The organism is Enterobacter sp. BNK-8, from assembly GCF_048685095.1.
Lineage (GTDB): Bacteria > Pseudomonadota > Gammaproteobacteria > Enterobacterales > Enterobacteriaceae > Enterobacter > Enterobacter quasiroggenkampii.
In genome coordinates this window covers 3,722,019-3,743,327 of record NZ_JBLQTN010000001.1, presented here as the reverse complement: position 1 = coordinate 3,743,327, position 21,309 = coordinate 3,722,019, and the positions used below count along the sequence as shown (strand labels likewise).

The window sequence follows — 21,309 nt, the reverse complement described above, 5'->3', positions numbered from 1 at the left end:
GCTATTCATACTCTAATCATATCTTATTCATTTGAGTATGAGTTACTGGGGGAAGCGACAGCCCGCTACTAGTTAAGTTTTATCACTATGAATCTCGAAGTCTTCTTGTTCAAGCGGGCCAAACCAGTACCAGGATCGCACAATTATTAGCTGTTTTTTTGGGGCAACGATGATGTAAACATACCATCCATAGCCATTTCTTTATGTGATGAATGTTGAACATTACTTTATAGTCCAAGTTTTATAAAACCTTCAAAATCTTATCTTGATTTGCATTTCGCATTTGTTTGCAGCTGACGATTGGTGTCATCTGTAAGTTAAATCTTATGCATACGAGCGTACTCGACATTCTGGTAGATGAAGTGACCCGAACTCGGCGGGGGAGTAAACTAATAGAAATTTATACTTAACGGCAGAGTAAAAGCTATGGCTGGTTTATTCAGCGTTGGTGATCCCGAGGCTATGTTTGAGCACCTGAAAAATAAGTGGGTGAATTTCTATAAGAGCCCGACGGAAGAGGGGTTGATTGATACACTGTTTCCGATGTACCACCTCAGGGAGTGGATCTATCAGGGTAGGCAGAGTGATTATGAAGGCAAGAACGGCGAATTAAGCCGCGAAGAAGCGCTGGACCAAACGCTATGGTCGCTGTCGGGGTACTTGGTGATTAAGTCGCTGTGCAACCACACCAAACATTATGTATGTGATCCGAAAAAGAACCCAGAGCATGAGACGGTGGAGATTATCGGCTCCCCGGCTGGGCTGATGAAGTGCGGAGACTCATTGAACAACTCGTACTTCCTCGTTGATGGTCGGGACATTCGCAATATTTTCATGGAAGTGTACAAAGTGTACAAAGTGTACTATGAGTACTTTGGTTGACCACCAAACAATGGTTGGTATTTAACCATAAAACACCATGAATCCTTTGTTAAAGTATCCCCAAGAAAAGCAAAAGGGCTGGAGATTTCTCTCCAGCCCTTGCTGTATCTGGTGGCCCCTGCTGGACTTGAACCAGCGACCAAGCGATTATGAGTCCGAAGCTAAAGTGATTAAAATCAATACTTTACTTTATTATCAATGAGTTGCGAGGTCGAATAGTAAAGAATATGCCATTATAGTGGGTAGGTCTGCTGCCACTTTGCTGCCAAATAAGCATACCTGCAAGATGTTACTTTTGATGGAGCGCTATTCTTAACCTTGCAAGTCATATGCATTTAAGGGTTCTGTTACATCAACTAGTTTAAATTTACCGTCATCGCTGGTTGTACCTGACGTAAAATCGTCGAGTGTATAGCAGTAAAAGTTGTTAATACTACATCCACCAATTGGCATTATGAATAGAAAACCGACTTTTCTACCATTACTTGAAAGGTTGCTAACAAGCTCTTCGTACTCTAGCAGATCTTTGATTTCTATCCGGAATTTACCTTCTTTAGGAACATGAAACTTTGCATCGATTAAAATTGTTTCATCTGGATCAGTTGTGAATGCAACAAAATCGGGTCTTTTCCCTTTTTTTAACCAAAGGGGTTTATTTCCATAATTTTGCTCAATATGAAAGTATTTAGCACCCCACAAATCTAAATAGCCCATTGTGATAAGCTCTCCAGTTAATCCTGTGAGTTTCTTATATTGTTCCTGATATTCATCCGTTGAATCATAATCAGGTGAAAGTAATCGTAACATTAAAGATATTTTATCAAGCATATATTAGCTTCCATAACAGAGTATTTAATTATTTCAAATATGATAAATTAATTTATATCATATTTATTTAGCTTGTGTGGAGTTAATTTATCATCAAAGTAGGTTCAAAGGATTTAAATCAACTGCTTCGGTCAAATGGTCGGGGGCAAAGTGAGCATAGCGCATCGTAACCTTAATATCGGTGTGTCCAAGGATGCGTTGTAAGACCAGAATATTGCCCCCGCCCATCATGAAATGGCTGGCAAAAGTATGTCGTAAGACATGCGAAAGCTGACCATCCGGCAACTCTATTCCCGCGCGCTTGATTGCGCTTCTGAATGCTGAATAACATCCGGTAAAGAGTGGCTTAGAGGTTCGGTTTTTGGGAAGCATCTCGTAAATCTCATCACTGATTGGTACTGCTCGGTTTTTCTTACCTTTCGTTTTGATGAAAGTGATTTTACCGGGGCTTAATTGTTTGCCAGTTAAACCTTCTGCCTCCCCCCATCTTGCTCCGGTCGCAAGGCAGATTTTAACAATCGTGGTTAAATCCTCGGCTTTGCTGTTCTCGCACTCTTCCAGTAAGCGTGTCACTTCCTGAACTGTAAGCCAAGCCAGCTCAGCTTCTGCGATCTTAAACTCTCTGACGTTTTCGAGAGGGTTTGGTGCTGTCCAGTCATCAAGTCTTTTCAGCTCATTGAACATAGCCCGAAAGTAAGCCAGTTCCAGGTTTACCGTGCGAGGAGTTACGGACTTAACGCGATCCGAGCGGGTTATTTTCCCGCTTAAACGCTGCTCTCTATACGTTGAGAATAATTTTGCGTTGAATTCAGTTGCGAGGGGATCGCCCATAGCGAGACAGGCAAACTCCATTGCGCCTCTACGCTTCTTGCCATCAGCGAGTGTTACACCATGTGCGTTATACCAGGCTGTAACCAAATCACGAACGCGGCGTTTGTCTGTTTTCTCACCCAGCCACGGCTTATCTTGGGCTTGTTCCTTTACATGGCGCTCGAATGCCATAGCCTCCCCTTTGGTGGCGAATTGGCGGCGAATACGCCGCCCATCCCTACCGTTGGGGAAAACCTGAGCCTGCCACTTACCATTGCTTAATTTGCTTACTGCCATTCTATAGGCCTATTGAGTTATGGAATTACCACCACGCATCAGAGCTTGCCAGTGTTCCTCGCTGAGGATTTTGAGTGGAACTCCTTTATTGTCACGATAATCAATAGCCTGTTCTATCTTTCTTCCGAAGCTTTGAAATTTCCAATCCTTCGAGCTAAGGGCGCCAATAATTAAATAGTCTAAATCCTGAGTAACACGATCAACAATTTGGCAACCAAGCTTTATAAGGTCACTTTCACATTGTCTACGGGAGCCGCATAGAAACTTACCAGTGAGGCAAACTTTACTATCTGTAGGATTAAACTCATCAATTAGGTCAACGGGTGAAGTTGTGGAATACCCATCCACAATACCCTCAGAAATATTTGAGCCTGTAAAAGCAGTTATTTCTTGTAATAATTTGGTGCGCTCTTCGTCTGTTATCACTCCATCACTCAGGATTGATTGAACCAGTTCGTAAAGATGTTTACCGGGGTAGTTGCTTTTTAAAGCTGCATTTGTAGATAAGAACCAGTTTAAATAGCTGATTTCTTCATTGCTCAAATTATAGTCAGAAGCAAGCCCCTTACATAGCCCCTCAAGCAAATGCTTGTCAGAGTCTGCAGAGTATAGGTCAATGTTTGGAGTATCCATCAAGCCGCGTTGCATTTCATGGAGCAGTACTTTCAATTCGTCTAATTCAGCTTTTTCAACTACACCATCCGAAAGGATTTCGCTTATTTTATCTCTGATGCAGTTTACGAAATAATTTTGGGAAAGAACGTCTGATTCCATCAGCCATGTATCAAGGAAAATCATTTCTTTTTCACTTAATTTTCCATCACAGGTCATCCCTTCAATTAGGTTGATTAAGTTAGCGATGGCTTTATCTCTATTGTGTGTATAGTTGAAAGCGCTAAATTGAGTCATACCAATATTCCTTATTCAGTAAATGTTATTTTGCTGATCACTCTGCCATTGGCTTTAATATCCGATGGTGTGCATTCAAAGGATGCGGGGCCATTCTCTACGCGCAAACGCCCACCAGGAAGACGGTAAACCTGTCTGATACTCATAAAACCATCTAATTCAATCAACCAGATTCCATCGTTGATCTCTCCCCTGAACTCGTCCACGAGATAGAGCGAATTTTCAAACTTCACAATGAATGGGGCCGTTGTGTCTTGAGGTAAAAGGCGAGCGTCGTAGCGAACTTGCTCAGAAGATGAGATAACCCCATTTGAGATTTCTTTTAATTGCAAAGGCAATCCATTGTTGCCATCTGCTTTTGTTGTGGATGAGCCTTGCCCTGTAGTTAACCAAAGCATCGATGCGCCCGTGTCAAGATGGCATGCAATGAGCCAATCGTGCGGGAAAGTATCGCGCATCCAACGGTTTGCCATAGTGCTTTGTGATACCCCTAGATGGTCGCATAAAGCCTGTCTGGTACTGAATCCGTATGCCTGGAGGATACGCGTTATCGCTTCCTTCCCACCACTTTGAGATGGGAAGTTGTATTTTGAGATCGCTGAAGGGGTCTCTTTTGTGTTTGACATATTTAAAATGCGATCCTATCATCGGTTTTGTGGTGTTCGGAATGGTTGCGAATAGTTCCGAATAGTGAAGTTTTTAAACACAAACTGAGGAATAGTGCATCATGAAAAGCAATTTTTCAATGCGCCCCAGCATCAACCTTGTGGTATCTGAGCCATTCATCACGCTGGATGAGTTCTGCCGTCGTACTGGTTACAAGCCTACTTATGTCCGTCAAATGATCCGGGAAAACCGCCTGCCTATAAGGAAAAAAGCCGGAGTTAACAGCCTTATCGAAATCAACATGTTCGCGTTGACGATGGAAGCGGCCCAGGGCTGCGAAATCGCAATGCAAGCCTGATAGTTCCATTTTGGGATAGAAAAGGACTTACAACATGTTTGATTATCGAGTTTCCAAACATCCTCACTTTGATGAAGCGTGCCGCACTTTTGCACTGCGTCACAATATGGCGAAGCTGGCAGAGCGCGCGGGAATGAATGTCCAGACGCTGCGCAACAAGCTTAACCCTGAGCAGCCCCATCAGTTCACACCGCCGGAAATCTGGTTGCTGACGGATATCACTGAGGACTCCACGCTGGTTGATGGTTTTCTGGCTCAAATTCATTGCCTGCCGTGCGTACCTACGAACGAAGTGGCAAAAGAAAAACTTCCGCATTACGTCATGAGCGCGACAGCTGAAATTGGTCGTGTGGCTGCAGGAGCTGTGACCGGTGAAGTAGGGACTACAGCTGGCCGCCGTGATGTGATTAGCAGCATCAACTCTGTCACCCGCCTTATGGCGTTGGCGGCAATCTCCATGCAGGCGCGTCTGCAGGCTAACCCAGCCATGGCTAGCACTATTGATACGGTTACAGGTATCAGTGCGACTTTCGGGTTTATGTGAGGTGGTCATGCTGAAAAACGAACCCTCTTTAGCCTCTCTCCTGGTAAAGCAAAACCCGGCAATGCACTACGGCCACGGCTGGATTGCAGGAGATAATGGCAAGCGCTGGCACCCATGCCGCGATCAGTCCGAATTATTAAACGGGCTGAAATCTAAATCAGGTAAGCCGTCAGCTTTTTTAATTATTCGCATTGTTCGCTTGATTGTTAAAGGAGTGAAACATGTCTCGCAATGAGTTGAGAATTATTTTGGGCGTGATTATCCCAAATATGGCAGAGGGTTTTGAAATTAAAACCCGTGACGGTGCTGTTTTGCGTGTCGATCCTGAATGGGAATGCTGCAAAGAATTTAAAGAAGGTTTGCAGGCTGAAATTATCAACCAAATTAAAAGTAAGCCCGTCCCTGTTTCTGGTTATATCTAAGTAATTAACCCGTTTTTTATGGCGTAAACCCGCCGGGCATTTTTTTGCCCGAATTCTGAGGAAATGAATATGAAAAATACTAAATCCCACTCAATGAAAACAGGTCCAGACGATGCTGGTCTGTTCGCTTTGTTAAATGAAACACGCCTGGATGAGCGCCGTTGCCGCGCTGATGCAATGGCGGCTCGTCTGGATAGTCTGGCCGTGCGCATCGTTTCCCGTCAGTTAAGCCACATCGAGGCGGCTGAACTGCTTCGCGTTGAAGCGGTTCGCATTCTGAACGAAGCGCAGGAGCTGCATTAATGGCTGATTCAATGGACCTCGCCCAGCAGCGCGAACAGGAAGATCGTGAGCGCCATATCAACAATGCCCGCGCCAAAGCGCCGGGCGTTTCCCGTGTTCTCTGTGCGGAGTGTGATGCTCCCATCCCGCCAGCTCGCCGCCGCGCTATTCCCGGCGTGCAGTGCTGTGTGACCTGTCAGGAAATCGCAGAGCTTAAAGGCAAGCACTACAACGGAGGCGTTGTATGAGCACTATCCTGAAATGGGCGGGAAACAAAACCGCCATCATGTCCGAACTTAAAAAGCACCTCCCCGCTGGCCCGCGTCTGGTTGAACCTTTCGCGGGTTCCTGCGCAGTGATGATGGCAACAGACTATCCTCATTATCTTGTCGCAGATATCAATCCAGATTTAATTAATCTGTATCGTTCTATTGCTGAAGATACAGAAAAATTTATTAATCTTGCTAAGGCGGTTTTTGAAAGTTTTATTTTCGCTGAAAATTATTATCGTGTGCGTGAAGCGTTTAACCACGATCCGCAATTAGACCGACTGCACCGTGCTGTATATTTTATTTATCTAAACCGCCATTGTTATCGTGGGTTATGCCGCTACAACCTAAGCGGTGTATTCAACGTCCCTTTCGGTAATTATAAAAAGCCGTATTTTCCTGAGAGTGAAATCCGCGCATTTGCTGAGAAAGCGAAGCGAGCCACCTTTGTTTGCGCTAACTACGAAGAAACGTTGTCTTTGTTGCAGACGGGCGATGTGATTTATTGCGACCCTCCTTATGACGGGACTTTTAGTAATTACCACACTGCCGGTTTTACAGAGGACGATCAGTATCGCCTGGCGTCTATTCTTGAGTGCCGCGCGTCAGAAGGCCATCCGGTCATAGTTTCAAACAGTGACACCTCACTTACTCGCTCCCTTTATCGGAATTTCACCCATCACCGCCTTACCGCAAACCGAAGTATGGGCGTTGCGGCTGGTGACGGTAAGTCTGCCGTGGAAATCATTGCTACCTCAAAATCGTGTCACTGGCTTGGATTTGATCCTGCAACCGGACCTGACTGCAGCGTGAAGTATGAGGTGCAGGCGTGAGGGCAACGGCGTTTATTCGTGCTTACATTATGGGGTGTCAGAATGTCTGACACCGTTTACCCCTACGCATGGAATGCCCCGCGCCCTGCAATCGGTGGTTTTAAGCAAGCCGATGCGGCGCCGGGGATCATGTATCTGACGCCGGACGGCAATCGCAAGCGTTTGTCGATTGCCGAACTGGCAGAAACGGATGAAGCACCAGACCGGGGCCGGGCGGTTCGTCGCCGCCTGGCTTCGCTGCCTCATTTTGTCCGTCGTATGTATGCTCAAAAACTTGAACAGGTAGACCGTAAAGGCAAACAAGCGGCTGATGCCTGGCTTATCAATACCTTTGAACGATTCGTTCTGAGTCGCATAGATCAGGTCAATGAGCAATATCTGCCGCAGGGGGTGATGCCTGCGGCTTTGTTGCCTCTGCGTGAACAATTCTGGCGCCTGCTTTGGGCTGGAAAAAAAGAGCTGAAACGGCTGGCGCATAACCTTGCTGATCTGTTGGGTAGCGAGTTTAACCGCGAGTTTGATTTCCAGATGGCCCGCACGTCTGATCCCCATTTCGCCACTCTGTCAGGTTATGGCCGCATGGGGTTTCTTGCCAATCACCTCAAAACACCGGTCCCGTGCTGGACGGCCTACTGCAAAGAAGAACTGGAGGCGGAAGACGCACTGAAAGCAGTGGCCCGCCTGCAATCTCCACAGTGGTGGCTTAATCGTCTGCGTCGTATGCACGCTCTCTGGCGTGAACATCTGATGGTTGCGGCTGGATACGTACACAAGAAATCTGCACCGTACTGCAGTGATCCATGCTTGCAGGAGTGGACGGCTCAAAAGAAAGCCAACCGCGAATTTCTGAAAGCGATGGAGCTGGAAGATGAGGACACCGGAGAACGTGTATCGTTGATTGATAAAGTGGCCGGCAGCGTTGCCAACCCAGCTAACCGTCGTCGTGAGCTGATGGCGCGCATGCGTGGTTTCGAAGATTTAGCGAATGAGGCCGGGCTGGCCGGGGCGTTCTTCACGCTTACCGCTCCATCCAAATATCACTCAATGCAGTACGACGGGCGCCGGAACAACAAATACAGCGGCGCGTCACCGCGTGAAACGCAGAAATATCTTTGCAAAGTATGGGCGTGCACGCGTGCGGCCTGGCTGCGCAATGGTATTCGCGTGTTTGGCTTTCGCGTTGTTGAGCCTCACCACGACGAAACCCCGCACTGGCACCTCCTGCTTTTCATGCGCCTGGAGCATATCGAACCGGCAACGGCAATCTTTCGTAAGCACGCCATGCGTGAGGATGGGAATGAGCCCGGCGCCGCTGAAAACCGCTTCGAAATGAAACCCATCGAGAAAGAGAAGGGCAGCGCAACGGGCTATATCGCCAAATACATTTCAAAAAATATTGATGGCTATCAGCTTGATGACGATCTGGATGATGAAACCGGCAAGCCTCTGAAAGAAATGGCCCGCCGCGTAAGTGCCTGGGCGTCTCGCTGGGCGATCCGCCAGTTCCAGCAAATAGGCGGCGCACCGGTAACTGTTTGGCGTGAATTACGTCGCCTCGGTGATCGTGAGCTGGTCCTGCACCCCGAAATTGAGCCAGTGCGTCAGGCTGCCGACAGCAGCGCGTGGGATTTGTACGTGAGTGCTCAGGGTGGCCCGCTGGTTCCCCGTGATCTCCTGCGCGTGCGCCTCAGCTATGAAGTCACCGAAAACGGCAACCTCTACGGGGATGACGTCTCCAAAATTTCCGGCGTTTATTCCCCGATCCGTGGGCCGGAATCACTGATTCATACGCGCACTACCAAATACAAAATCGTGCCGAAACGTCAGGCCGACGGCGTTTCAGGTTTTGACCTTGATTTTTTAGGCGGCCCCGCCGCCCCTCGGAGTTCTGTCAATAACTGTACGCGGGAGCCGCGGGAGGTTGGAAAACGCGCCGATCCTGGCGGCACGGTCATGAATGACTGTGCCTGCTGGGCGGATATGGGCTCTTTATCCCGGAAAGAAAAACGGGTGATAGCGCAGCGGCTGAGCGAAGCGGCAAAGGCATCCAACAAGCGCGTAAAAGTGAGGCCAAAAGCCAGCCCTATGACGGAGAAGGAAAAGCAAACTAGTGAGCTGCTGGCTCTGCGTGGCGTGGATGCCAGTGCCGGAATGGTCCGTTCGTTGATTTCTGGCGCGGTGGTTGCCTTTGGCGATCAGGTGTTAACGGTTGATGAAGGGTGCCTTACTGTCCGAAATCGTGCTGCGGCAGGTGTTCAGTGTCTGCCGTCCCAGATTGTGGAGATTAAACAGCAGGCGGATGACCTTTTGAACCGAATGAAGCGTGCATTTTCAGCGCGGGAATAGCCCGTGATCAACATGGTCAGGTCTGACGGTGAGTGAAGTTAATGATTAAACTCAGCAAACAGACTCATCTGATTGATTGATAAAAAATATTTTACAACCTCAAAATCCTTCTATACTGTATACATAAACAGTGGATATATATACAGTTGTTGGTATCTCTTCCTGGGGATGCTGGCTGGTTTATCCCGTAGTGAGGATAGGAGGGAAAATGCAGGACTATCTTTTGGAGTCGTTGAAACTCCAGCGTATTGATTTCTTTATTAAGCTTGTAGCGGCTAGTGAGTGTAGCGAAGAAGAGAAACGCCTTGCTATCCAGTGGGTGTCCGAACTGACCGACGAGTTGATGGCGAAAATCCGTAGCCATGATTACTGCCGGTCGATGGACGTAACCAGTTAAAGGGAATCTGTATGCGCATTGAAATAATGATCGATAAAGAGCAGAAGATTAACCAGCCTACACTGGACGCCCTTGAATTCGAGCTTTACCGTAATTTGCGCCCTCTGTATCCCAAAACAGCAATTCGTATTCGCAAAGGCAGTGCCAACTGCGTTGAACTGAGCGGGTTAAAACTGGATGAAGACAAAAAGCGAGTGATGGAAATTATGCAGCAGGTCTGGGAGGATGACAGCTGGTTACACTGAAACTTTGTCCCCGAAAGCATTAGTTCTGATGGGGACAAGGTTGAACAACGAGTGAAACTAGGCGTTATGTGTGGCGGTCATTTTGATAAGTGATCGCGCACTTGCGTCAATTTCAGTCATTAAGATACTTAGTATTTCCGTCACAAAATCCGCAGCCAACCAGCCCACTCATTTCACTGACTGATGTACAGCTTCCTCCACAGTAGTCACAAGTACTGATTGAATCATGAAAAACAAGACAGTTTGTGCACAAATATCCCCCTCCGAACTCACATACGGTTTCATAGCCCCCGCAATCGGAACAACTTGCTGGAAGACCCGAATAACTAAAATCTTCCGGTTTGCCATCCCACTCATCCAGTAAGTCGTATCGGGATGATGAATAATTACAGTTAATGCAATTGAAATTCGTTTCAAAGTTAGCATCCAGATCCTGCCTTGCCCCGCAACCAGGGCATGTAACTTCGACATAAGGTTCAGCCATGCAACCGCAGACTAAGCAATTTTTCTCGTGAAGAGTATTCCCGCTCTCCTCATTGATAGGCATGTCAACGGCAGATTCTTTGGAGCAAGCACGGCAGGTTGAGATCGTGCATCCCTGTTTACTGAGATTATCCAGAATGGGCTGGAGATAACGAAATTTCGCATCAGCATAAAACAATGAACTCCTGAGCATACGGTCTTCATCTGATGCCAACTTTGAGCTCAGAGGTTCACCAAAAAGGTAGAACCATTGATCCCGCATAAAACGGTTTAGCGCAAACCAAGCGTCAGCCTGTTCATCAAGGATTGTTTTCACTTGAGTGTCGGTGAAGTCGGAATGATAAAAATGAACCACCCGGTTGCGGTGGTCTTTTACTTTTTTGAATACGGCGATGGTTTCTTTCGGCAGTGGATTTTGAAGCACATCACCTAATCGCTGACAGGTTTCATCGTAAGTGATCGACTGGAAATCACCGGCAAGATATTTTGCTTTCTCAATTTTTCTCCCGGAGCACACTAGGCTCCAGTGTTCATGTACAAGCGGCACTTTCAACATGATCTCTACAGCTGTCCAGAAACTTACAATCGAAAATTTTGGCTTGGAGGCCTCCAGTTCTTCGCGTGCCTTATCCAGAAATTCCAGACCGTTGTTGATCAGCGCTTGAACTTCTTTGGATACAAATGATTCATCATGGTGTTCAAACATGTATTTCTTATTTTTCATGTCCATATAACCTATGTTGTCTCGCAGGCTCGCATAAGTAAGTATCCTACTTAGCCGGAGCACTCACTTTTAGAAATCTTCCACCGGTCCGATTATATCTTTGACCATATCCGATTTGGCTAATAACCCTATGTGTTCGTTAAGATCTTACCAACGGTTAGAGCGTTTATGAACCTCAGCTTTGTTTCTCATGCAGTCATTCGGATAAGGCTTTCATTTTCCACGTTAGTGCGCATGTCTATGCTGCATGAGATCGCATGATCGCTCGAGGATCGTTTTAATACAGGCTCGCCAGTTCTGGCGCGCTTTCGCTTATGTCATGCACCTGCATGAAAACCATTACATAAAGCGGGCAGGCGTGGCGGGGCTACGAGCGCGCAGTTCGGGGTTAAATCCCTAAAGTCAGGCGCATCCTCCGGCCCGCTGGCGGCTTCAATCCTAAAGGGGGGGTGGTAGAGGCAAAAAATATCAGCGCCCCTCAGAAGGCTGCTGGCGCGTTGGTAGGGCATAAGCAACAGATGGCTTTTTGTGCGGATAAAAACAAGTGAGCCAAAAAAGATGTTGAATAGGATGCAAGGTTGCCTGTAGATTTTGTGTTCTATCACAAGTTGCAGTGATAGGTGGCAGACCTTGAAAAGATTCTGCTAAAGTCCCATTAAAGATTTATAGTCTTTGTCCGAAAATGACATTAAAGTAGTCGCCTTTAGTGCTGTTAGTGTAAGGGACAAGGAATTGAACTTAGAGCAGATTGCTAGTCTAAGCATCAGTAATCTTCAGATGCTTCTAGACAACATGAAGATGCCGATAGCTGTCGGTCCTATCAATGACGAAGACTATGTAATCTTGACTTCAGGTTTTGCTCAGCTTGAATGGGATCATGGTTTTTCACGTTATGGGAACCGGGACGATAAGTTTGAGTTTTGTCTGAAATTGTTGTCTGGTCCGCTAAGGCATATTCCATCTGGCGCAGCTTTGTGTACCTTTGATGAGGACACTGGTGTTATTGAGATTCATTTTGTTGAATCCTTCGTGAAGGACGATGACGTAGGTCATCCTCTTTACGGCAACATGTTTATGATCACGCTTTGGGGTGTGTATCTGTTTGGGGCTGCTGTCGGGTGTACAGAGATTCGAATCCCGGAAGCTCTGAATCATAGAGTGGCTGCCCACTACAAAAAATTTGGCTTCGAAGGCGATATCAACTTGCTTTCGGCACCATTTGCTACAATCAGTGATGTAGTAAGACGCTATATTACTTCTAACAAACAGTAGATAAATTTTTGCGCAGTGGTACAATGCTGCGCCAACCATCCACCACCGGATGATGAGGCTAGGCCTCTAAGAGGAAATCATGACTATGACGCATAGTGACAAGAAAACTCAGAAGCATTACTCAGTATCTGACGTTTTCACCCGTATGGGCGTCGCAATGGAAGAACTACTTCAGGCGGCCCCACACATGATGCAGGAAGGCAAGTTTGAAGGGAATGAGCTGCATGGCAGACTCAAAGAGAAGCAGAAAGCTGCTTAATTCCATATTGCGTTTTGCATGAAGCCCGGACAAACCGGGCTTTTTTATGCCTGTTATTCAGCTTCCAGAGCGTAAGGACTGAAGCTGATCACTTCATCACCCAACCATTCGTTTATCTCTTCGAAGCGCTTTTGAAGTGGGATGAGTTCATTGCGAACAAAGACACGACTTGCCTTTTCAACATCACCAAATCCGCCGGTATTCGTTGGAATAATCCCCATCAGCTGCGGCGGCACGCGATGAGCTGCCAGCATGTCATCACGGCTCACATTCTTGATGTTCAGAAACTCATCTTTCGCTGCGACTTCTGACAGAGGGATGATCTGAATGCCGTCTTTCTTGCCGTTCGGGCTGTACATAAACAGGTTGCGGAAGTTGCCTGGCCCTTTCGATTTTTTCAGCGCTTCGCGTATGTTGTCCACGTCTTTCTGATCGGCTGCGGGATCGCTCATGTACATGATGAAACCAGCATGGCTCCCGTTAAGGTAATATTTCCGGCGAAACAGCGTGGCCGATTCATTCAGCAGGGCGGAGGGAATGGCGGAGAGGTATTCCGGCATCCCGTAAAGCTCCTGGTTAACGTCGGGTTCCATCAGGTGAAACACGCTTCCCTCATCGAACTGATAGGGCTGTGAGTTGTAGCCATACTGTGCAAACCAGTAGGTGTCCGGGTCAATGCCACGACGGGTATATTTGGCAAGCGAGGCGCGCAGCTCCATGATCTGCCCTAACCGGTTCATGCGTTTTTCAAGGTAGGCATTACCGAATACCAGAAAGTCCTGGGCGAACCGGGAAAAGGCTTGTTTAGACAGCCAGCGGTGAGGGATGAAGGTACTGGTAAGAATATTGCGTTTTACCTGAATAGCGCTGGAGTGATGCACGGCGGCGCGGTAAGTTCGCGCCAGGCCATCCATGCTGATCGGTGGTTCGTACCAGCGGTCTACCTGCACGCACTCCAGGTAATCAAATAACTCCCGTCGGTCCATTACGGGGATCGGATCGCCAAACGCAAACGCTTCGGCATTTGCATTGCTCACCATGTTGGCTGTATCGGATGCGGTCTTGCCGCGCGGTGCCTTGCTGCGGTTTTTGCGGTTAGCCATTAAAAAATCTCCACGATGTTGCTGGTACTGGCGGAAGCTCCTGCCAGTGGTTCGTTATAAAGTGCGTGCATGGTTGCCCAGGCTAAATCCGCATGGCTGGCTTCCTCTGTGCGGGCTGCTTCGTAGGTTGGCCGGTTGCCGCTGGCGGTGGTTGAACGGCGAATGGACATAAAGGACTGCGCGATATCCAGCATCCCCGCATCAAACTCCAGACGGCGGCCGCTGATGATGTCGTAGGCTTTAAGCACCAGGGCATTTTTTACGGTCGGGTTGTAGACAAACTCACGCGCGGCAGGGAAGAACTGCTTAACCGTTTTGTAAACGCCATCGCCAACGCCGGTCGAGTCAATGCCGATGTAGGTCACGTTGTAGCGTCTGGTGATTTCCTCAATCGCTGAGGCCTGGGCGCGGAAGTCCATCCCGCGCCACTGGTGACGCTCAAGGATACGGAATTTACCGCCGGGGACGACGGGAGGCGCAATGACCACGCAACCGGCGCTGTCACCGTTCTGCGTTCCTTTTGCCGGGTCATAGCCGATCCAGACAGGGTGGTATGCAAACGGACGCAGTAAAAGCGGTTCGAAATCGTCCCACACATCCCAGCTGTCAACCATGCAGGACTGCAGCAACGCCAGCGGGAACACGGACGCCAGGTCGTCAACAAACTGACACATCAGCAGGTTGTTGTATTCGTCCGGGCTGTACTCCAGGCGCAGCTGGTCCAGGTCGAAAAGGCTACACCCGCCGTTTACGGCATCTTCAATGGTGACTATCTGGCGGTACTGGCCGTCAGGGCACAAAACGCCGTGCGCCAGGCTACTGTGAGAAAGGTCAAATTCTACCCTGTCGGCTTTCGGGCGCCCTTTATTGAACAGGGCGCCAGACCAGAACGGGTAGGCGCTGTGCGTCAGGCTGGAAGGTGTAGAAAAATAGGTCTGGCGCCATTTTTTGTGCAGCGCCATACCGGAGGCCACCTTACGCAGCTCCTGGAATTTAGGTATCCAGAAATACTCATCAAGATACAGATTGCCGTGATAGCTCTGCGCGGTACGGGCATTTGTACCGAGGAAGTAAAGACAGGCGCCGTTAGGCAGCACCATCGGATCGCCTTTCAGCTCAACATCCACCTCTTTTGCGAAGTCGATGATGTACTGTTTAAAAACGTGTGCCTGAGCTTTACTCGCTGACAGAAAGATTTGATTTCGCCCCGTGGTCAGCGCGTCTATCAACGCTTCACGGGCGAAATAGTAGGTTGCACCGATCTGGCGTGACTTTAAGAGGTTGCGGATACGGTGTTTGATACCAGCGTCCCACCAGTGGCGCTGGTACTCGAACATACCGCCGCGGAAAATCTCTTCCAGCTTTTCGATCTGTTCGTCGGTAAACAGGTTTTTTTCCGGCGGTTTGCGCGGGCCTTTATTGCGGTTGGCGACGTTGGGGTTCAGGTCTGCTTCATTCCCGCCATTGTTAAATTTACCGATCCTGGCCTGTCGTTCGGACTGACGCGCCAGCAGGTCAATTTCTTTAAAATCCTTTCCTTCCTTCTGCTCCTTCATGACGAGCTGGCAGTAACGTGCGGCGGTGGTGAGCTGCATCTGATCCAGTGGGCCATATTCGCCCCACTTATCGCGTTTTTTCCAGCTGTGAACGGTTGCAACTTTCTCGCCCAGCATTTCAGCAATGCGGGCTACGCGGTATCCCTGAAAGTACATCAGCATTGCCTGACGACGGGGATCGAAGTCTGCGGGGGTCAGTGTTGTCATGGCACAAACATACGGCCTCAAATCAGCACTTTCCCCGGCTTCGCATTGTGTGGGAGTTCGCACAAGCCCAACGCGTTGTTTACACGCGCCTATCACCGCAAACATAAGGCTCTGAACGTGTTACGAACTAACTAACCGGAGCCGGACCGATGGCAAAAAAATCTAAGCGTTTTCGTATTGGGGTCGAAGGGGCCACCACTGACGGGCGCGTTATTGAACGTGACTGGATCACCCAGATGGCGGCGAGCTATAACCCGCAGGTATACACCGCACTGATCAATATGGAACACATCAAGGGTTTTACCCCTGATGGGCCTTTCCGTCGTTTTGGCATGGTGGAAAAGCTGGAAGCGGAAGAAATCACCGAAGGGGCTTTGTCCGGGAAGATGGCGCTGTATGGCTGGATTGCCCCGACGGACGATCTGATCACCATGACCGGTAACTGGCAGAAGCTTTTCACCTCAATGGAAGTTAACACCAGCTTTGCCGATACCGGCTCCGCTTATCTGGTTGGTCTGGCGGTTACTGACGATCCGGCAAGCCTCGGCACTGAAATGCTGCAGTTCAGCGCCAGCGCAGAACATAACCCCCTGGCGCGCCGCAAGCTGGACAAAGACAACCTGTTTACCGCAGCTCTTGAAACGCTGATCGAGTTTGAGGACGTGCCGGAAAAAACCAGCCTGTTTACCCGCGTGAAAGAGCTGCTGTCCCGCAAAGGCGCCGATGATAACGCCCGCTTTGCTGATGTGAATCAGGCTGTTGAAACCATCGCGCGTGAGCATCAGACGCTGGCGGAGCAGGTCAGCACCCATCAGATCGATTTCAGCAACAAGCTGAGCGATATGCAAAAGGTTGTTGATGAGACAACCAGCGCACTCTCCACCCTGCGTGAGCTGCTTTCCACCCAGGACAGCCGCAGCGAACGCCGCCCTAATGCGACCGGCAATAACGGCGCAGAACAAACCACCGATTGCTGACGGAGCAAAAGCACAATGAAAAAAGAGACACGTTTTAAATTCAACGGCTATCTGACGCAGCTCGCCAAACTCAACGGCGTATCTGTGAGCGATATCGCCTCGAAATATACTGCTGAGCCGTCAGTCGCGCAGACGCTGGAAACGAAAATCCAGGAGTCTTCCTCGTTCCTGCAGCAAATCAACATTATCCCGGTTGATGAACAGTCCGGCGAGCGTCTGGGACTGGGTATTGGTTCCAGTATTGCCGGAAATACTGATACCACTCAAAAAGACCGTGAACCCGTTGATCCGACTTACATCGACGGTGAAGGGTACAAGTGTACCCAGACTAACTCTGATACGGCGCTGCCTTATGCGAAGCTGGATTTATGGGCCAAATTCCAGGACTTCCAGACGCGCATCCGTGACGTCATCATTACCCGCCAGGCGCTTGACCGCATCATGATCGGCTTCAACGGTGTGAAGCGTGAGAAAACGTCAGACCGCGCGACCTATCCACTACTGCAGGATGTGAATATCGGCTGGCTGGAGAAAATCCGCCAGGAGAAACCCGTTCAGGTAATGGATAAGATCGTGTCCGAAGGCGAGGTGATTTCTCAGACTATCCGTGTCGGTAAAGGCGGTGATTTCCTGAATCTGGATGCGCTGGTTATGGGCGCCGTGAATGAGAAAATCGCGCCGTGGTATCAGGAAGATACGGAGCTTGTGGTTATCGTCGGGCGCCAGTTACTGGCGGATAAATATTTCCCGATCGTCAACCGTGACCAGCCAAACAGCGAAGCGATGGCGGCCGATCTCATCATCAGCCAGAAGCGTATCGGCAACCTCCCGGCCGTTCGTGCGCCGTTCTTCCCGGCTAATGCCATGCTGATCACCCGCCTGGATAACCTGTCTATTTACTGGCAATCAGGCTCCCGCCGCCGTTCGGTCATCGACAATCCGAAGCGTGACCGCGTGGAGAACTTCGAGTCCGTTAACGAGGCGTATGTTGTCGAAGATTACGATGGCGTTTGCCTTGTTGAGAACATCGAACTGTTGCCCGTGCAGGCAGGTGGCAATGCCAGCCCAGCGCTGACAACTGAAACCATCCAGGAAATCGTCACGGCAGCGGTGAAAGGCGCGCTTGATGCGCAGGCAGCTGGCGGTGCTGGCGACGGAGCGTGATAAATGAATCCGTTCCGAGCTCACACTCAGTATGTACAGGCTCAGGATGCCGCCCGTCAGGGCGGCAGTAATACCAGCCTGACGGGCTACAACCAGATGCTGTTACAGCTGACAGAACACCGCAGGCACCTTAAAACCGTCCAGTCAAATGAGCGCAAGGCTCAGCTCAAACGTGAGTTTCTTCCCGCTTATGCCTCATGGATTGCCGGTTTACTGGATGCTGACGCGTCAGGCCAGGACGACGTGGCGATGTACGTCATGATCTGGCGCATTGATGCCGGAGACTATACCGGCGCGCTGGACATTGCCCGTCATGCCATTAAACACGGCTGGGTCCTGCCGCAGCGCTTCAACAGGACCTGCGGGACCGCTGTTGCGGAAGAGTTTGCCGACGCGGCAATGCGTGCTTTTTCTGCCGGTGAATCATTCAGTGCCGCCATTCTTACCCAGGTGCTCGATATCGTTGAAGGTCAGGATATGCCGGATCAGTCCCGCGCCCGACTTCATAAAGCGATGGGCTACGCGCTGCGGGATAACGATCAGGCAGTGGCGGCACTTAACCATCTGAAGCGTGCCCTGCAGCTGGATAACAGTTCTGGCGTCAAAACCGAAATCAACAAGCTTGAAAGCCGATTGCGACAGGCAATGTCGGCTTAACGAATCGTGCCAACGCGCGGGGCGGCACGGGATGGCGACAGGCTTTATGCCGCGTCAAAACCCCGTCCACCGCCCAACTATTTGGGAGTGCCAGAAATATGCAATTCGTTTCGCCGGAACAGGCCGGGGAAAGTACCCAGGACGTTATTAAAAACACCAGTTTCTGGCCTGATGTCAGGGTTTCAGAGTTCCGCCGTGATATGCGCATGGATGGGAGTGTTACCGATCCACGCCTGCGTCTGGCGTTGCTGACAGCAATTGCTGAAGTTAACGCCGATCTTTATGAGTTCCGCGAGAAACAACGGGCGCAGGGGTATGCGAGCCTGGCCGACGTCCCTGCTGATGTGATCGCCGGTGAAAGCCAGCGGCTCATGCTGTATCGCCGTGCGGTGTTTTGCTGGGCAAAAGCAAACCTGGTTGAGCGGTATCGCGATTTTGACGCAACCGGCGACGGAAGCAAGAAAGCCGAAGATATCGAAACAACCTTAGGTGAGCTGTGGCGCGATGTGCGCTGGGCGGAGTCCCGCCTGCGCGATATGCCACATATGACGGTGGAGCTGATTTGATGAAAGTGCGTGCGCATCAGTATGACACGGTGGACGCACTCTGCTGGCGCCATTACGGGCGCACGCAGGGAGTCACTGAGCAGGTGCTGCAGGCGAATCCGGGGCTGGCTGAGTATGGCCCCTTTTTACCGCACGGGCTGCAGGTGGAGCTGCCGGACATTACGTCGTCAACCACTGCGCAGACTGTCCAGTTATGGGACTGAACTATGACGCTTGAGCGAATCAGCGCCTTTATCACTTACTGCGTTGCCCTGCTTCTGGCATGGCTCGGCGATTTGTCTCTTAAAGATGTATCGACCATTACCGGTCTTGCGCTGGGGATTATTACTGCAGCGGTGACCTGTTATTTACGCTGGAAAGCCTACCAGCTGCTGCGGGACGGCAGAATATCCAGGGGGGAATATGAGTCCTTCAATCGTTAAGCGTTGCCTGGTCGGCGCGGTGCTGGCGATTGCTGCCACGCTGCCGGGCTTTCAGTCGCTTCATACCTCCGTCGAGGGGCTGAAACTGATTGCTGACTTCGAAGGGTGCCGCCTGCAGCCATACCAGTGCAGCGCCGGGGTCTGGACTGACGGGATCGGCAATACGTCCGGGGTAGTGCCGGGCAAAACCATAACGGAGCGACAGGCCGCGCAGGGGCTGATTAATAACGTGTTGCTGACGGAAAAAAGGATTGAAGCCTGCCTGCAGGTTAAGCCACCTCAGCATGTTTACGATGCCCTGATCAGTATCGGCTTTAATGTCGGAACGGGGGCAATTTGCCGGTCAACAATGGTTTCTTACATCAATCGCCAGCAATGGTGGCAGGCGTGCAACCAGCTCCCCCGCTGGATTTATGTAAATGGTCAAAGGAGTAAAGGGCTGGAAAACAGGCGCGCCCGTGAGCTTGCCTGGTGTCTTAAAGGGGCAGGGACATGACGCGCGCGCTGGCGGTGATCCTGGCTCTGGTGCTGGCGTTGCTGGGTTGGCAGTCATGGCGGCTTAACAATGCCGGTCACACCATCGGGACGCAGGCTGAGGCGCTTAAAAATAACAAGCATGAGCTGGCGAAGAAAAACAGCCAGCTCATCAGCCTGTCCATTCTTACCGAAACCAACAGCCGGGCGCAGATGCAACTTTATGCTGCAGCGGAGGAGGCTTCCGCGCTGTTGCGGAGTCGCCAGCGCCGGATCGAGGAGCTAAAACGTGAAAACGAGGATTTACGCCGCTGGGCTGACACTCCTTTGCCTGCTGACATTATCCGGCTGCGGGACCGCCCGGCCCTCGCCGGAGGTGCAGCTTACCGTGAGTGGTTGTCCAAAAGTGACGCAATGCCGTCTGGACAGGTCAGCGCCGCGCAGTAATGGGGATTTGAACCAGGTGCTGGATGAGACTGAGGCCGCCTGGGCGGTATGTGCCGACAAAGTGGACACGATCATAGCGTGTCAGGAGCGAGACAGTGAACAAGCCGCAGTCCTTACGCAACGCCCTGAATAAATCGGTGGCGTATGTCCGTGACAACCCGGACAAACTGCACCTTTTTGTTGATAACGGTTCGCTGGTCGCAACCGGCACCCGTTCAATGTCATGGGAATATCGCTACACCCTGAACGTGGTGATTGAAGACTTTAGCGGCAACCAGAATTTAGTGATGGCGCCCGTGCTGCTCTGGTTAATGACCAATCAACCTGACGCTATCAACAATCCGGAGCTGCGCGAAAAACTTTTTACCTTTGACGTCGATATCCTGAGCAACGATCTGTGTGATCTCAGCCTCAATCTGCAGCTCACAGAGCGCGTGATTGTAAACACTGACGGCACCGTATCGAGCGTTGAAGCGGTGCCGGAACCCGACGTACCCGAAGAAATGTGGACGGTGAAACGTGGATGACCTGCAGAGGGTGGATGACTGGCTGGCCGCCCTGCTGGCGAATCTGGAACCGGCAGCCCGCAATCGTATGATGCGACAACTGGCGCAGAAGTTGCGCCGGTCGCAACAGCAAAACATCAGGCTGCAGCGCAATCCAGACGGCACCGCCTTTGAGGCGCGCCGGGTGACGGCCAGAAGTAAAAAGGGGCGCATCAAGCGCCAGATGTTCGCCAAATTGCGCACCACTAAATACCTGAAAACCGCAGCCACTGCGGACTCTGCAAGTGTGCAGTTTGAAAGGAACGTCCAGCGCATCGCCCGTGTTCATCATTATGGTCTGCGTGATCGAGTCAGACGCAACGGCCCGGAGGCCCGGTACCCGGCACGCCGTCTTTTGGGCGTGAATGATGTGGTAGAAACCATCACCCGTGACACGCTGTTGCAATGGTTAACAAGATGACAAA

The 21,309-nt window shown here is 50.2% G+C and carries 31 protein-coding genes; 24 read left to right on the top strand and 7 right to left on the bottom strand.

Annotated elements, in window-relative coordinates:
* Positions 1-426 precede the first annotated feature (426 nt).
* Positions 427-882 carry a hypothetical protein gene (locus ACMGGU_RS18055; protein WP_407859083.1) on the top strand — a complete coding sequence of 152 codons (456 nt, stop codon included), beginning with the start codon at positions 427-429 and terminating at the stop codon, positions 880-882.
* Between the two features lie 312 nt (positions 883-1,194).
* On the opposite strand, the gene ACMGGU_RS18050 is transcribed toward ACMGGU_RS18055, so the two are convergent.
* The 4 genes from ACMGGU_RS18050 to ACMGGU_RS18035 all read right to left on the bottom strand — a co-directional run bounded on the left by ACMGGU_RS18050 (position 1,195) and on the right by ACMGGU_RS18035 (position 4,352).
* Positions 1,195-1,710: a hypothetical protein gene (locus ACMGGU_RS18050; RefSeq protein WP_420300816.1), complete on the bottom strand. Its 516-nt coding sequence runs from the start codon at positions 1,708-1,710 to the stop codon at positions 1,195-1,197.
* Between the two features lie 93 nt (positions 1,711-1,803).
* On the bottom strand, positions 1,804-2,817 hold the full coding sequence (locus ACMGGU_RS18045) for a phage integrase (protein WP_420300815.1): 1,014 nt from the start codon (positions 2,815-2,817) through the stop codon (positions 1,804-1,806).
* Between the two features lie 9 nt (positions 2,818-2,826).
* Positions 2,827-3,726 carry an NAD-dependent DNA ligase gene (locus ACMGGU_RS18040; RefSeq protein ID WP_420300814.1) on the bottom strand — a complete coding sequence of 300 codons (900 nt, stop codon included), beginning with the start codon at positions 3,724-3,726 and terminating at the stop codon, positions 2,827-2,829.
* 11 nt (positions 3,727-3,737) lie between these two features.
* On the bottom strand, positions 3,738-4,352 hold the full coding sequence (locus ACMGGU_RS18035; protein ID WP_420300813.1) for a phage repressor protein CI: 615 nt from the start codon (positions 4,350-4,352) through the stop codon (positions 3,738-3,740).
* A 101-nt stretch (positions 4,353-4,453) separates the two neighbouring features.
* On the opposite strand from ACMGGU_RS18035, the gene ACMGGU_RS18030 reads away from it, so the two are divergent.
* The 10 genes from ACMGGU_RS18030 to ACMGGU_RS17985 all read left to right on the top strand — a co-directional run bounded on the left by ACMGGU_RS18030 (position 4,454) and on the right by ACMGGU_RS17985 (position 10,028).
* Complete coding sequence (locus tag ACMGGU_RS18030) at positions 4,454-4,690, top strand: regulator (protein ID WP_155026389.1); 237 nt, start codon at positions 4,454-4,456, stop codon at positions 4,688-4,690.
* Positions 4,691-4,724: 34 nt separating this feature from the next.
* A complete protein-coding gene (locus ACMGGU_RS18025) occupies positions 4,725-5,234 on the top strand; it encodes a phage regulatory CII family protein (protein WP_155026388.1) in 510 nt (169 codons plus the stop codon).
* 7 nt (positions 5,235-5,241) lie between these two features.
* Positions 5,242-5,469 (top strand): phage filamentation protein Fil family protein, encoded by a 228-nt coding sequence (locus tag ACMGGU_RS18020; protein ID WP_420300812.1) that lies wholly within the window; start codon positions 5,242-5,244, stop codon positions 5,467-5,469.
* Positions 5,456-5,656 (top strand): hypothetical protein, encoded by a 201-nt coding sequence (locus ACMGGU_RS18015; protein WP_014884921.1) that lies wholly within the window; start codon positions 5,456-5,458, stop codon positions 5,654-5,656. Before ACMGGU_RS18020 ends, ACMGGU_RS18015 begins: the two co-directional genes overlap by 14 nt.
* 69 nt (positions 5,657-5,725) lie before the next feature.
* The gene (locus tag ACMGGU_RS18010; protein WP_420300811.1) at positions 5,726-5,959 is read left to right on the top strand and encodes a DUF2732 family protein; all 234 of its coding nucleotides are present in this window, start codon (positions 5,726-5,728) and stop codon (positions 5,957-5,959) included.
* Entirely contained in the window at positions 5,959-6,186 is a 228-nt protein-coding gene (locus ACMGGU_RS18005) for a TraR/DksA family transcriptional regulator (RefSeq protein ID WP_256063546.1), read from the top strand. Before ACMGGU_RS18010 ends, ACMGGU_RS18005 begins: the two co-directional genes overlap by 1 nt.
* Positions 6,183-7,040, top strand: coding sequence for a DNA adenine methylase (locus tag ACMGGU_RS18000; protein ID WP_420300810.1), 858 nt, complete (start codon positions 6,183-6,185; stop codon positions 7,038-7,040). The genes ACMGGU_RS18005 and ACMGGU_RS18000 overlap by 4 nt, the downstream gene beginning before the upstream one ends.
* Before the next feature lie 42 nt (positions 7,041-7,082).
* Positions 7,083-9,386 (top strand): replication endonuclease, encoded by a 2,304-nt coding sequence (locus ACMGGU_RS17995; RefSeq protein WP_420300809.1) that lies wholly within the window; start codon positions 7,083-7,085, stop codon positions 9,384-9,386.
* 208 nt (positions 9,387-9,594) lie between these two features.
* Positions 9,595-9,783 (top strand): hypothetical protein, encoded by a 189-nt coding sequence (locus ACMGGU_RS17990; RefSeq protein ID WP_023298659.1) that lies wholly within the window; start codon positions 9,595-9,597, stop codon positions 9,781-9,783.
* Positions 9,784-9,794: 11 nt separating this feature from the next.
* Positions 9,795-10,028, top strand: coding sequence for a DinI-like family protein (locus ACMGGU_RS17985; protein WP_420300808.1), 234 nt, complete (start codon positions 9,795-9,797; stop codon positions 10,026-10,028).
* A gap of 112 nt (positions 10,029-10,140) precedes the next feature.
* On the opposite strand, the gene ACMGGU_RS17980 is transcribed toward ACMGGU_RS17985, so the two are convergent.
* Entirely contained in the window at positions 10,141-11,235 is a 1,095-nt protein-coding gene (locus ACMGGU_RS17980; RefSeq protein ID WP_420300807.1) for a hsdR, read from the bottom strand.
* Positions 11,236-12,012: 777 nt separating this feature from the next.
* On the opposite strand from ACMGGU_RS17980, the gene ACMGGU_RS17975 reads away from it, so the two are divergent.
* Together ACMGGU_RS17975 and ACMGGU_RS17970 are read left to right on the top strand one after the other, a co-directional pair.
* The gene (locus tag ACMGGU_RS17975) at positions 12,013-12,507 is read left to right on the top strand and encodes a hypothetical protein (RefSeq protein WP_420300982.1); all 495 of its coding nucleotides are present in this window, start codon (positions 12,013-12,015) and stop codon (positions 12,505-12,507) included.
* A gap of 79 nt (positions 12,508-12,586) precedes the next feature.
* Entirely contained in the window at positions 12,587-12,766 is a 180-nt protein-coding gene (locus tag ACMGGU_RS17970) for a hypothetical protein (RefSeq protein ID WP_053216775.1), read from the top strand.
* Positions 12,767-12,819: 53 nt separating this feature from the next.
* Here the strand turns inward: ACMGGU_RS17970 and ACMGGU_RS17965 are convergent, their stop codons facing one another.
* Complete coding sequence (locus ACMGGU_RS17965) at positions 12,820-13,869, bottom strand: phage portal protein (RefSeq protein ID WP_420300806.1); 1,050 nt, start codon at positions 13,867-13,869, stop codon at positions 12,820-12,822.
* Positions 13,869-15,632 carry a terminase ATPase subunit family protein gene (locus ACMGGU_RS17960; protein ID WP_420300805.1) on the bottom strand — a complete coding sequence of 588 codons (1,764 nt, stop codon included), beginning with the start codon at positions 15,630-15,632 and terminating at the stop codon, positions 13,869-13,871. The genes ACMGGU_RS17965 and ACMGGU_RS17960 overlap by 1 nt, the downstream gene beginning before the upstream one ends.
* 149 nt (positions 15,633-15,781) lie before the next feature.
* Here ACMGGU_RS17960 and ACMGGU_RS17955 point away from each other — a divergent pair, with 149 nt between their 5' ends.
* The 11 genes from ACMGGU_RS17955 (at position 15,782) to ACMGGU_RS17905 (ending at position 21,305) form a co-directional block, all read left to right on the top strand.
* Positions 15,782-16,609 carry a GPO family capsid scaffolding protein gene (locus tag ACMGGU_RS17955; protein WP_420300804.1) on the top strand — a complete coding sequence of 276 codons (828 nt, stop codon included), beginning with the start codon at positions 15,782-15,784 and terminating at the stop codon, positions 16,607-16,609.
* A 15-nt stretch (positions 16,610-16,624) separates the two neighbouring features.
* Positions 16,625-17,773 carry a phage major capsid protein, P2 family gene (locus tag ACMGGU_RS17950; protein ID WP_420300803.1) on the top strand — a complete coding sequence of 383 codons (1,149 nt, stop codon included), beginning with the start codon at positions 16,625-16,627 and terminating at the stop codon, positions 17,771-17,773.
* A gap of 3 nt (positions 17,774-17,776) precedes the next feature.
* Positions 17,777-18,430 (top strand): phage terminase small subunit, encoded by a 654-nt coding sequence (gpM, locus tag ACMGGU_RS17945; protein WP_420300802.1) that lies wholly within the window; start codon positions 17,777-17,779, stop codon positions 18,428-18,430.
* A 98-nt stretch (positions 18,431-18,528) separates the two neighbouring features.
* Positions 18,529-18,996 (top strand): head completion/stabilization protein, encoded by a 468-nt coding sequence (locus ACMGGU_RS17940; protein ID WP_420300801.1) that lies wholly within the window; start codon positions 18,529-18,531, stop codon positions 18,994-18,996.
* The gene (locus ACMGGU_RS17935; RefSeq protein ID WP_420300800.1) at positions 18,996-19,199 is read left to right on the top strand and encodes a tail protein X; all 204 of its coding nucleotides are present in this window, start codon (positions 18,996-18,998) and stop codon (positions 19,197-19,199) included. Before ACMGGU_RS17940 ends, ACMGGU_RS17935 begins: the two co-directional genes overlap by 1 nt.
* Positions 19,200-19,202: 3 nt before the next feature.
* On the top strand, positions 19,203-19,418 hold the full coding sequence (locus ACMGGU_RS17930) for a hypothetical protein (RefSeq protein ID WP_014884902.1): 216 nt from the start codon (positions 19,203-19,205) through the stop codon (positions 19,416-19,418).
* Positions 19,399-19,914: a lysozyme gene (locus ACMGGU_RS17925; RefSeq protein WP_420300799.1), complete on the top strand. Its 516-nt coding sequence runs from the start codon at positions 19,399-19,401 to the stop codon at positions 19,912-19,914. Before ACMGGU_RS17930 ends, ACMGGU_RS17925 begins: the two co-directional genes overlap by 20 nt.
* A complete protein-coding gene (gene lysB, locus ACMGGU_RS17920) occupies positions 19,911-20,339 on the top strand; it encodes an Rz-like lysis system protein LysB (protein WP_420300798.1) in 429 nt (142 codons plus the stop codon). Before ACMGGU_RS17925 ends, lysB begins: the two co-directional genes overlap by 4 nt.
* Positions 20,224-20,472 carry an Rz1-like lysis system protein LysC gene (lysC, locus tag ACMGGU_RS17915; protein WP_223563535.1) on the top strand — a complete coding sequence of 83 codons (249 nt, stop codon included), beginning with the start codon at positions 20,224-20,226 and terminating at the stop codon, positions 20,470-20,472. The genes lysB and lysC overlap by 116 nt, the downstream gene beginning before the upstream one ends.
* Positions 20,435-20,866 carry a phage tail protein gene (locus tag ACMGGU_RS17910; protein ID WP_420300797.1) on the top strand — a complete coding sequence of 144 codons (432 nt, stop codon included), beginning with the start codon at positions 20,435-20,437 and terminating at the stop codon, positions 20,864-20,866. Before lysC ends, ACMGGU_RS17910 begins: the two co-directional genes overlap by 38 nt.
* Complete coding sequence (locus ACMGGU_RS17905) at positions 20,859-21,305, top strand: phage virion morphogenesis protein (protein WP_420300796.1); 447 nt, start codon at positions 20,859-20,861, stop codon at positions 21,303-21,305. Before ACMGGU_RS17910 ends, ACMGGU_RS17905 begins: the two co-directional genes overlap by 8 nt.
* Positions 21,306-21,309: the final 4 nt, after the last annotated feature.